This window comes from Pseudomonas sp. SWI7 (assembly GCF_006351945.1).
GTDB lineage: Bacteria > Pseudomonadota > Gammaproteobacteria > Pseudomonadales > Pseudomonadaceae > Aquipseudomonas > Aquipseudomonas fulva.
The window spans coordinates 3,442,602-3,453,738 of the sequence record NZ_CP040930.1; the positions used below are offsets into that span (position 1 = coordinate 3,442,602).

At 62.1% G+C, this 11,137-nt stretch carries 8 protein-coding genes and 1 pseudogene; 2 read left to right on the top strand and 7 right to left on the bottom strand.

Translation table 11 applies throughout. The features are described 5' to 3' along the window. Nucleotides 1-208: 208 nt before the first annotated feature. Nucleotides 209-1,249 (top strand): annotated as a pseudogene (locus FH041_RS23285) (methyl-accepting chemotaxis protein); the annotation flags it as partial. A gap of 198 nt (nt 1,250-1,447) precedes the next feature. Then, nucleotides 1,448-2,152 carry a methyl-accepting chemotaxis protein gene (locus FH041_RS23290; RefSeq protein ID WP_371259662.1) on the top strand — a complete coding sequence of 235 codons (705 nt, stop codon included), beginning with the start codon at nt 1,448-1,450 and terminating at the stop codon, nt 2,150-2,152. A 69-nt stretch (nt 2,153-2,221) separates the two neighbouring features. Here the strand turns inward: FH041_RS23290 and FH041_RS15800 are convergent, their stop codons facing one another. From FH041_RS15800 to pip, 7 genes are all read right to left on the bottom strand, one after another. Beyond that, nucleotides 2,222-2,956, bottom strand: coding sequence for an amino acid ABC transporter ATP-binding protein (locus FH041_RS15800; protein ID WP_027914052.1), 735 nt, complete (start codon nt 2,954-2,956; stop codon nt 2,222-2,224). Continuing rightward, complete coding sequence (locus FH041_RS15805) at nt 2,949-3,911, bottom strand: amino acid ABC transporter permease (protein ID WP_049696735.1); 963 nt, start codon at nt 3,909-3,911, stop codon at nt 2,949-2,951. The genes FH041_RS15800 and FH041_RS15805 overlap by 8 nt, the downstream gene beginning before the upstream one ends. 111 nt (nt 3,912-4,022) lie before the next feature. Next, the gene (locus FH041_RS15810) at nt 4,023-4,823 is read right to left on the bottom strand and encodes a transporter substrate-binding domain-containing protein (protein WP_023533017.1); all 801 of its coding nucleotides are present in this window, start codon (nt 4,821-4,823) and stop codon (nt 4,023-4,025) included. 242 nt (nt 4,824-5,065) lie between these two features. Then, nucleotides 5,066-7,639, bottom strand: coding sequence for a glucans biosynthesis glucosyltransferase MdoH (gene mdoH, locus FH041_RS15815; RefSeq protein ID WP_027914054.1), 2,574 nt, complete (start codon nt 7,637-7,639; stop codon nt 5,066-5,068). Further along, a complete protein-coding gene (locus FH041_RS15820) occupies nt 7,632-9,353 on the bottom strand; it encodes a glucan biosynthesis protein G (RefSeq protein WP_218938939.1) in 1,722 nt (573 codons plus the stop codon). Before FH041_RS15820 ends, mdoH begins: the two co-directional genes overlap by 8 nt. Before the next feature lie 264 nt (nt 9,354-9,617). Further along, on the bottom strand, nt 9,618-10,055 hold the full coding sequence (dtd, locus tag FH041_RS15825; RefSeq protein ID WP_028687265.1) for a D-aminoacyl-tRNA deacylase: 438 nt from the start codon (nt 10,053-10,055) through the stop codon (nt 9,618-9,620). After that, nucleotides 10,052-11,023: a prolyl aminopeptidase gene (pip, locus tag FH041_RS15830; RefSeq protein WP_027914057.1), complete on the bottom strand. Its 972-nt coding sequence runs from the start codon at nt 11,021-11,023 to the stop codon at nt 10,052-10,054. Before pip ends, dtd begins: the two co-directional genes overlap by 4 nt. Nucleotides 11,024-11,137: the final 114 nt, after the last annotated feature.

Genomic DNA, 11,137 nt, shown 5'->3' on the forward strand with positions numbered 1-11,137 from the left:
ATTCAGACTGAGGCTGCCACGCAGCCTCTTTGAAAGACGTGCGGTTGCGCTCGAAAGGCTTATGTAACCGTAAAAGATCTGACCATATGGTCCGAATTTTCCTACGCGGGTTTCAGGTCAAGTCCTACAGGTCCTCCGCCGATGGGCAGGGATGGCTTGCACGCATTGCGCGTGCTCTTCATTCCTTCCACTTGCACGGAGAATCCCCATGCTCGGTTACCTCAACCGCAAGCTCGGCAACATCAGCGTCGCCGCCAAGTTGGCCCTCGGTTTCGCCGTGGTCCTGCTGCTCACGCTGGTCACCACGATCAGTGGCTGGCGCGCCCTGGACGGCGCCATCGTTCGTTCGCAGCAACTGAGTGAAATTGGCGAAATCAATGACCTGACCAAGGACCTGCGCGCTGAGCGCATCACGTACCGTGTGCTCGACGATGAGCAGAGCAAGACTCGGATCGGCCGCATCCTCGAGCAATTGAGCAACATGCTGACTACGCTGCAGCAGCGCAGCAATGTCGAAGAGTCACGGCAGATGCTGACCGAAAAACTGGGTTTGCTGCAGCAATTGCGCGATGACTTCGCCGAACTGCAGCGCACTGCCAACAGCCGCACCACCTTGCGCCAGGCCCTGCTCGTTCAGGGGCAGAAACTCAGCACGGCCATCGATGAACTTGAAACCCAGGCCCTGTTGAAGATGCCTGCCGATGGGCAGCAGACCAACGTGCTGGGCATGATGGACACACTGAGCCGGCATGTGGAGAGCGCCAACCAGCAAAGCCTGGTACCGGCCTACACCTTCTCCCCTGTCGAAGACTTCGCCAAAGTCGGTGAAAGCGCCTTGGAGGCCGCAAGTACCAGCCTGGCTCAACTGGTCAAGGGCCTGGCGCCTCTCGGGCTGCCGCGCACGGTGATCGAGCAACCAGGCACCGAATTGGCCCGATACCGCGCGACCCTGGACCAGTACCGCCAGGTCGCCGTCAAGGCCGAGCAACTGCAAAACACGATGGAGCGCCGCGGAGACGAGTTGCGCTCGGTGAGCCTGGAGCTTGGCAAGCGCAAAGTCGAACAACGCGACAGGGAAGCACTGGCCGCCCGCTCGCTGTTGACCACCGTGGCGCTGCTGGCGCTAGTGGTCGGTGTGATCGCCGGGTGGCTGATCACATTGCAGATCACCCAACCGCTGCGCCAGACCCTGGATGTGGCGGCACGTATCGCCAAAGGGGACCTGAGCCAGGTCGAACCGGTGCAGCGCCGCGACGAGATGGGCAAGCTCCAGGCCAGCATGCGTGAGATGACGATAAGTTTGCGCGAACTGATCGGCGGCATCGACCACGGTGTCGGGCAACTCTCGCAAGCCGCGTCGCAACTGGCCTCCAGCAGCGAAGACACCAAGGTGCGCATCAGCCAGCAGCGAGAAGAAACCGACCAGGTTGCCACTGCCATGAACCAGATGAGCGCCACGGTCCAGGAGGTGGCGCAGAACGCAGAGCAGGCATCGATGGCCGCCACCAATGCCGACCAACAGGCGCAGGTGGGCGATCAGGTGGTGACCGAAGCGATTGGCCGCATTGAACAGTTGTCCGGGCAGATGGACCATTGCCTGGCAGCCATGCAGCATCTGGCCGGCGAGAGTCAGCGCATCGGCAGTATTCTGGACGTGATCAAGTCGGTCTCCGAACAGACCAACCTGCTGGCACTCAACGCCGCGATCGAGGCGGCGCGGGCGGGTGAAGCCGGGCGGGGCTTCGCGGTAGTGGCCGATGAAGTGCGCGGCCTGGCCCAGCGCACTTCCACCGCCACCGAAGAAATCGGTCAACTGATCGACAGCCTGCACAACGGCACCGACGAAGTCACGCGCTTGCTGGACAGCAGCAAGAACCTCACAGAGCAAAGCGTGGAGTTAAGCCGCAGGGCAGGCGATGCGCTGAGCCAGATCACAGGGACGGTCTCGAGCATCCAAGGCATGAACCAGCAGATTGCCACGGCCAGCGAACAGCAGAGCGTGGTGGCCGAACAGATCAATCGCAGCGTGCTGAATGTGCGTGATGCGTCCGATCAGACCAGTGCAGCCAGCGAACAGACTGCAGCATCGAGTGGTGAGCTGGAGCAGTTGGGGCAGCAACTGCGGGGGATGGTAAGGCGGTTCAACATCTGAGCGCTTGGTTTGGGAGCCCTGTAGCGCACAATCCGAAGGCTACCCACTGCGCGAGGGTAGCCTTCACTTTCAGAGCACTTGCCGCAAAAACGCCTGCGCACGTGGGTCTTTCGGTGCGGCAAAGAATTCCGCGGGCGGCGAGTCTTCCAGCAGCTTGCCATGGTCGAAGAACAGCACGCGGTCGGCCACTTCTCGTGCAAAGCCCATTTCATGGGTGACGCAGACCATGGTCATGCCTTCCAGGGCCAGGGTCTTCATCACATCCAGCACCTCCCCTACCATTTCCGGGTCCAGCGCCGAGGTGGGCTCGTCGAACAGCATCACTTTCGGGTCCATGGCCAACGCGCGGGCAATCGCGACCCGTTGCTGCTGACCGCCCGACAACCGTGACGGATACTCGTTGGCTTTCTCCGCGATCCCCACCTTTTGCAACAAGGCCCGAGCCTTGGCCTCGCGGTCGGCCTTGCTGCGCTTGCGCACTACCTTCTGCGCCAGGCACAGGTTTTCCAGCACGGTCATGTGCGGGAACAGGTTGAAATGCTGGAACACCATGCCGACTTCGCGGCGATAGGCGTTGATGTCGGTCTTGGGGTGCGCCAGATCCAGGCCGGCGATGGCCACATGGCCCTCGTCGAAATGCTCCAGGCCGTTGAGGCAACGCAAGAAGGTCGACTTGCCAGAGCCCGAAGGGCCGAGGACCACGACCACTTCGCCTTTTGCCACGTGCGTGGTGACGTTGTCGACCGCCCGTACCACATGGCCACGGGTGTCGAATACCTTGAGCAGGTCACGGACTTCAATCACTTTGCGCAAGCCTCCGCTCGAGCCGGCTGGCAATGTGCGACAGCGGCAGGTTGATCAGCAGGTACAAACCTGCCACGCAGAACCAGATCTCGAAGGTCGAGAACGAGGTGGTGATGGCTTCCCGTCCGCTTTTCGTCAGTTCGGTAATGGCGATCACCGACACCAGCGACGTGTCCTTGACCAGGCTGATGAACTGACCGGCCAGCGGCGGCAGTACACGCTTGAATGCCTGGGGCAGTATCACGTGACGCATCGACTGGCCGGCATTGAGGCCCAGCGAGCGCGCCGCTTCGTTCTGCCCCTTGGCGATGGACTGCACGCCAGCACGCACGATTTCGGCCACATAGGCGCCTGTGAACAGCGCCAGGGCGGCGACACCGGCGAACTCGCGGGACAGGTTCAGGACCGTGCCGATGAAGAAGTAGAAGATGAAGATCTGAACCAGCAACGGCGTACCGCGCACCAGTTCGACATACACGGTCGACAGGTCATGCAGCGTCGGGTTGGTCGACAACCGGCACAGGCCGGCCACCAGCCCGATCACCAGCCCCAGCGCACCGGACACCACCGAAATCCACAGGGTGGTCCACAACCCCCAGGCCAGTGGACCTGCGGCCCAGTGCCGGGTCACGCCAATCTGGTCCCCTTCGGCCACGTCGTCGCCGCGGCTCAGTTGCAGGCTGTCCTTGGCCACGTCCAGGACCTGAAGCTCCCCGCTTTCATCCTTCAGGGTGACGCGGGCTTCATCACCGGAGATGACGATTTCCTGCACGGTGCCATAGTCGGTCGCGCGCTGTACGTCTTCGGCTTGGTAAGCGAAATACTGAGGGACGCGGTTCCAGCGCCACTCGTAGGAAATCATCGAGGTCGCCATGTACAGGCTGACGGCCAGGCCTATCAGGACCAGTGCAGTCAGCCCATGCCAGGGCCACTGGGCCTTCTTGTGTTTGATCACTTTGGATACTCCGGAAAACGGCAGGCCGCAAGCCACAAGCCGCAGCCTGTAGCCGACCCCACAAGGTCGGTCACTGGCTACGGCCTGCAGCTTGCGGCCTGAAGTTGCCTTTTATTCCATGTCCTTGAGCCAGTCCTTGTTCTTGAACCACTTGTCGTGAATACGATCGTAGGTCCCGTCATGCTTGATCTGGTGCAGGAAATTGTTGATGAAGTTGATGCTGTCGTAGTCGCCTTTCTTCAGGCCGAAGGCCAGCGGCTCGTAGGTGAAGGGTTCTTCGAGGAACAGCAGCTTGCCAGCACCGGCCTTCTCAACGGCCACTACGTTGTACGGCGCGTCATAGACGAAGGCGTCTGCCTTGCCGTTGACCACATCCATGACCGCTTCCTGCTCATTGTCATAGCCGTGGTACTTGGCTTTGCCGATCAGCTTCTTGGACACCATCTCGCCGGTGGTACCCAGCTTGGAGGTCAGGCGGTACTTCTCGTTGTTCAGGTCCTTGTACGACTTGATCTCGCCGGCCAGGTCCTTGCGGATCAGCAGGGTCTGGCCCACGACGATGAAAGGCTCGCTGAAGTTCAGGCGCAGGTTGCGCTCCTGGGTCAAGGTCATGCCGCTGCCGATCATGTCGAACTTGTCAGTCAGCAGGGCGGGGATGATGCCGTCGTAGGCGGTGGATACCGCTTCGAACTTGACGCCCATCGACTTGGCCATGGCCTTGAGGATGTCGACCTCAAAACCAATGATCTCGCCACGCTTGTTGGTCATCTGGAACGGCATGTAGGTCGGGTCCATGCCCACACGCAGCGTGCCACGCTTGACGGCCTCGTCGATGGCCCCGGCCTGGGCGGCGGACACCGCCACCAGAGCGGTCATGCCCACCAGCAGCCGCGAAAGGTATTTCTTGAACATCACCAAGTCCCCTGAAAGTAGAAGTAGCGCGTTTTCTTATTGGTACGGCCGTGCGGGCCGCCATGAGCTATCGGAGAGGGATGCTAACGCATGGCGCGCTGGCGATATAGCATCGGGGGGGACTTTGTTGGCCTAAATCGGCCCGAAGGGCAAAAGCGTCGCGGGCCAACCCGGTCCGGCGCTACCCTGCAAACGTCGGCTGCAGGGTAGGTCGGAACGGGCTGGCCCGCCAATGGCGCAGGTCAGGAGCCTGCGAGTGCCGGTTGACCCTCATGTTCAGGATGCAGCGGCAACAACGGTGAATGCGGGTCGCCCTTGATCGAGGCGCGCCAGGCATCGATCCATGCCGCGTGCTGCTGCGACCATACCTGCTCGTGCAGGCGGGTCAGCGCCACGGGGTCGCTCAGCAATGCCAGGCGCGTGCCCAGGTCGAGTCCATGGGGGCCAACTTCCAGAGCTTTGACGATGCGTTCGGCACGCATGGCCTCGATGGGCGCTGCCTGACCGTGCCGGGCAGTGGCCATGGCACACGCCAGAGCATTCTGCCGCGGGTCCACTACCGCGCGCACAAAACCGTCGCGCAGGGCGTGCCAGCGATTCTCGTGGGTGTACTGGTCCGTGGCCAGCAGCTCCTGCGGTGTGGCGTATTCCTCAGGAATCAGGAACAGCTTCTCGTCCTTGGCGGCCAGACCCAGGCGGGTACGGCTGGAAATGACCGAGACCGGAATGGACAGCATCAACGAGCCCACGATCGGCGTCAGCCACCACAGGAAACTGGGGTTCAGCCAGGCTACCAGACCTGCCCATGCCACGCCCAGCAAGGTCTGCGGACCATGACGCTTGACCGCTTCGCTCCAGGGTGTGGAATCGTCGTCGCGCTGCGGGGAGTTCCAGGTGGCGGCCCAGCCCAGGAACGCGGCCAGCACGAAGCGGGTGTGGAAGATCATGCGCACCGGCGCCAGCAACATGGAGAACAGCATTTCCATGAGCATCGACAAGGTGACCTTGATCCGCCCGCCGTACTCAACTGCGCCCTTGGCCCAGATCAGGATGACGCTGAGCAATTTGGGCAGGAACAGCAGCACGATGGTGGTGGAGAACAACGCCACGGCTTTTTCCGGGTGCCATTGAGGCCACAGCGGATACAGCTGGTACGGCTCGATGAAGTACTGGGGCTCCATCAGGGTGTTGGTCGCCAGCAACGCCGTGGACAGCACCAGGAACAGGAACCACAACGGCGCAGACAGGTAGGACATGACACCCGTCAGGAACACGGCACGGTGCACCGGGTGCATGCCCTTGACCAGGAACAGCCGGAAGTTCATCAGGTTGCCATGGCACCAGCGACGGTCGCGCTTGAGTTCGTCGAGCAGGTTGGGCGGCAGTTCTTCGTAGCTGCCCGGCAAGTCATAGGCGATCCATACGCCCCAACCGGCGCGGCGCATGAGCGCGGCTTCGACGAAGTCGTGGGAAAGAATGGCCCCAGCGAACGCACCCTTGCCTGGCAATGGCGCCAATGCGCAGTGTTCGATGAACGGCTTCATGCGAATGATCGCATTGTGCCCCCAGTAGTGCGACTCACCCAGCTGCCAGAAGTGCAGGCCGGCCGTGAACAATGGGCCGTATACGCGCGTGGCGAACTGCTGCATGCGCGCATACAGGGTATCCATGCCCGACGCCTTGGGCCCGGTCTGGATGATGCCGGCATCAGGGTTGGCCTCCATCAGGCGCACCAGGCTGCTCAGGCATTCGCCGCTCATGACGCTGTCGGCGTCCAGCACCACCATGTACTTGTATTCGCTGCCCCAGCGGCGGCAGAAGTCGTCGAGGTTACCACTCTTGCGCTTCACCCGACGCCGGCGACGGCGGTAGAAGATACGGCCGAACCCCTTGGTTTCACGGCACACGTCCAGCCATGCCTGCTGCTCGGCAACGGCAATGTCGGTGTCGTTGGTGTCGCTGAGCACAAAGAAGTCGAAACGGTCCAGGTTACCGCTGGCTGCTACCGACTCGAACGTTGCACGCAGGCCTGCAAACACCCGCGGCACGTCTTCGTTGCAGATCGGCATGACCAGCGCAGTACGTGCATCGGGCGCGATGGGTTCGTTGCCGGCACTGCTGCCGGAAATCTTGTACTTGTCGCGCCCGGTCAGCAGCTCAAGGAAGCCCATCAGGGCAGTCCAGAAGCCGGCCGACACCCAGCAGAACAGAATCCCGAAGAGAATCAGGATGGACGTCTGCAAGGCGTACGGCCATACCTGCACCACCGTATCCCAGATCGGCTGAGCGAAGATTTCGTCCAGATCGACGAACGACCAGCCCTGGTAGGGCAGGATGCTCTTCATGTACCAGCCAGCGACCAGTGTCTGCCCGATCATCAGCGCCAGCAGGATGTATCGGCGGATCGAGCCGACAGTGCGCCAGCGGGCCGCCGGCAACTCACGCTTGGGTGGCTGCGGTGCGTTGGTACGCCCGGTCAGGCGCCGCCATACCCGCACCAGCAGGTTGGTACGCCATGGCTCGGGAACGACCTTGGTACGCGTGATGGGCGGCGCGATCTTCAGGCACAGGCGCCCGTTACCGTCCACCCCGAGCATCTCGGCCTCTTCCAGTTCACCCGCGGTGCCGACCGTCAGGCGCGAGCCCACCGAGGCCTGCACGGCCTCGGCTGGGCTGGCGTGCGAGTTGGCCGCCAGGCGCTGGTGCAGCTCACTGAACGATGCGCAATTGGCCAGTTCCGCGCGCTGCTCATCGCTCATTGGAAGGTGGGCCAGGTACTCGCCAAGCGATACCGGCTTTGGGCTCGAGTTACTCATCGGCAGGCAACTGATAGGTCCAGGTTTCGGTCAGCACCTTTTCGGTGGTGGCCGCAGCCTCGGCGGTGGGCGCCGCGTCGGCGGCAGGTTGTTCGGCCTTGGCAGTTTTCTCGGCCTTGGCATGCTTGGCAGACGCCTTGTCCTGCTTGGCGTCCGTGGCAGGCGCTGGAGCCTTTACGGGCACATCGCGCACCAGCGCTGCACGCATTTCGGTAGACTTGTTGGCTTCTTTGACCTTCAGACGCAGCGTCAGGCGCCAGCCCTTGGTTTCAGGGTTGTAGCGCAGGTTGTTCTCGACCACCTCACCGTTGTCGCCCACGCTGATCTGGCTGCGCACCGGGGTGTCTTCAGGCAGGGCGGCAAGTGCCGGGCCCGCGAAGTCGACCAGGAAAGCCACGCTGCCATCAGGCTGGCGGATCAGGTTGGACTGCTTGACGTCGCCAGTGGAGCGCAGGGTCTGCTTGACCCAGCCCAACTCAGGCGCCTGGAACTTGGGTTCGTCGATGGTCCAATGCAGGCGGTAGGCGAACTCGGCCGCCTCGCCAGGCTCGGGCAGCTTTTCCGGGCTCCAGAAAGCAACGATGTTGTCGTTGGTTTCGTCGGCCGTCGGGATTTCCACCAGGTCGACGGAGCCCTTGCCCCAGTCGCCTTTGGGTTCGATCCAGGCACTTGGGCGCTTCTGGTAGTTATCATCCAGGTCTTCATAGTCGCTGAAGGCGCGCTGGCGCTGCATCAGACCGAAGCCGCGCGGGTTCTCGACGCTGAAATTGCTGACCGACAGGTGCTTGGGGTTATTCAGCGGGCGCCACAGCCACTCGCCGTTGCCGGCATGGATGGACAGGCCTTCGGAATCGTGCAGCGCAGGACGGTAGTTGAGGACCTTGGACGGCTGGTTCGGGCCGAACAGGTACATGCTGGTCAGCGGCGCGACACCCAGGCGGCTGACATGATCGCGCAGGTACACGCGCGACTGCACGTCAACGACCGTGTCGTTGCCCGGACGCAGGGTGAGCTTGTAGGCGCCGGTTGAGCGCGGGGAGTCCAGCAGCGCGTAGATCACCAGGTGCTTGTCGGCCGGCTGCGGCTTCTCGACCCAGAACTCGGTGAACCGTGGGAATTCTTCGCCCGAAGGCAGCGCCGTGTCGATGGCCAGGCCACGGGCCGACAGGCCATACACATGGCCCTTGCCCACGACGCGGAAATAACTGGCGCCAAGCAGGGTCATGATTTCGTCCTGCTTGTCGGCCTTGTTGATCGGGTACAGCACGCGGAAGCCCGCATAGCCCAGGTTCTTGGTGGCATCGGCATCATGCGGCACGTCGCCGAACTCGAAGCGGCTCGGGTCGTACTTGATTTCCTGGACCTTGGTGGCGGTGACTTCGTTGATTTTCACCGGCGTATCGAAGTGCATGCCCTGGTGGTAGAACGACAGCTTGAACGGTGTCTTGTCGTTGGCCCACTCGGCCTTTTCCTGCAGGAAGTGGATCTTCTGGTAGTCCGCGAACTTCATGTCGCGGAACACGGCCGGCAGGTTGCTTTTGGGCGCTTCGTACTTCTGGCCGGCCAGATCCTTTGCCTTGGCTGCAACATCGTCAAGATTGAATGCCCACAGCTGGCCCGCGCTCATCAGGCCAACGATTGCCATGCTGGCCATCAGCGCCTTGCGCAGCCTGACGCCGGGGATTCTTGATGCTTTTTGGGGACTAACAATCACGAGCAACCCTCGCCGAAAACAGATCATGAAACCAACGGCCAGCGACAAATGCCGGGTTGGCGAGCACTGTTCGGACCCCGTAAGGGCGTAATGATTCCCCAAACGGCTACGGACAATGCTCGAGTCAGAGTGAAACGGACCTGCGAACGCAGGCCTCATGCAGCGCGCGATTATCCAGCAGGTCGCGTGACAACGCATCAGGCTGCAACAACTATTTATGGTATAGAACCGCTTATTTATTCAAGAAAGCGGCTTTTTTTAACCTTAAATTTGTAACAGCAATGTTACAGGGCCATCATTGACCAGGTGGACCTGCATGTCGGCACCGAACTGACCGGTAGCGACGTCGGCGTGGCGGTCTCTGGCTTGCGTCACCAGGTAGTCGAACAGCTCGGCGCCCAAGGCCGGCGGCGCCGCCGTGGAAAAGCTGGGGCGCATGCCGTTGCGGGTGTCGGCCGCCAATGTGAACTGCGAGACCAGCAGCAGCCCGCCCCCCACTTCTTTCAACGACAGGTTCATCTTGCCCTGCTCATCGCTGAACACGCGGTAGTTCAACAGCTTGTGCAGCAGCTTGTCAGCATGCTCGCGGGTGTCGTCCGGCTCCACGGCCACCAGCACCAGCAGGCCTTGCTCGACAGCGCCGATGACCTGGCCCTGCACTTCCACCCGCGCGTTGCGCACCCGTTGCAACAGGCCCTTCATGCTTCTTCCAGTGGCAAGTCGAGCAGGCGCCTGGCCATCTGGTCGGCTGCGCGCACCAGAGCATCGGTAATGCCCGGCTCGGATGCGGCATGCCCGGCATCGCGAATGACCTTCAGTTCACTGTTCGGCCACGCCTGGTGCAGTTCCCAAGCGTTGTCCAGTGGGCAGATCACGTCGTAGCGCCCGTGCACGATCACCGCCGGCAGGTGGGCGATGCTGGGCAGGTCGCGCACCAGCTGGTTCGGCTCCAGGAAGGCGTTGTTCATGAAGTAGTGGCATTCGATGCGGGCGATGGACAAGGCCCGCTGCGGCTCGGAGAACCGGTCCACTACCAGGGGGTTGGGCCGCAGTGTGGCCGTGCGGCCCTCCCAAGTGGACCATGCCTTGGCCGCGTGCATCTGGGCAATCTGGTCGGAGCCGGTCAGGCGCTTGTGGAACGCGCTGACCATATCGCCGCGCTCCTCCGGTGGGATGGGCGCAATGTAGTCCTGCCAGTAGTCGGGGAACAGGCGGCTGGCACCTTCCTGGTAGAACCACTGTATCTCCTGGGGCCTGCACAGGAAGATGCCGCGCAGGATCAGACCATGCACGCGTTCGGGGTGAGTCTGGGCATAGGCCAGCGCGAGCGTGGAGCCCCATGAGCCGCCGAACAGTACCCACTTGTCGATACCCAGGTGTTCACGGATGCGCTCCATGTCCTCCACCAGGTGCCAGGTGGTGTTGTTTTCCAGGCTGGCATGGGGGGTGGAGCGGCCACAGCCGCGCTGGTCGAAGGTGATAATGCGGTACAGGGTGGGATCGAAATAGCACCGGCTCTGGGCGTCGCAGCCTGCACCCGGGCCGCCGTGAATGAAGACCACTGGCAAACCTTCGGGTGAGCCGCTTTCATCGACGTACAGCACGTGTGGCGCTTCCACGGCCAGATCGTGCCGGGCGTAGGGTTTGATCTGCGGGTAGAGGGTCTGCATTGCGCACTCCGTGTGAAGGTTGTTCGACCGTGAGCCATCATAAACCTGAATTGAGCGCAGAGCATGCTTGTACATCAACTCCATGCCTGGCCCGGTACAGTTGCCGGGCAGATA

Bases quoted from the DNA above. Each gene is read 5' to 3' on its own strand.
- FH041_RS23290 (WP_371259662.1), top strand. From the start codon at position 1,448: ATGAGCGCCACGGTCCAGGAGGTGGCGCAGAACGCAGAGCAGGCATCG.
- dtd (WP_028687265.1), bottom strand. From the start codon at position 10,055: ATGAAGGGCCTGTTGCAACGGGTGCGCAACGCGCGGGTGGAAGTGCAG.
- pip (WP_027914057.1), bottom strand. From the start codon at position 11,023: ATGCAGACCCTCTACCCGCAGATCAAACCCTACGCCCGGCACGATCTG.
- mdoH (WP_027914054.1), bottom strand. From the start codon at position 7,639: ATGAGTAACTCGAGCCCAAAGCCGGTATCGCTTGGCGAGTACCTGGCC.
- FH041_RS15810 (WP_023533017.1), bottom strand. From the start codon at position 4,823: ATGTTCAAGAAATACCTTTCGCGGCTGCTGGTGGGCATGACCGCTCTG.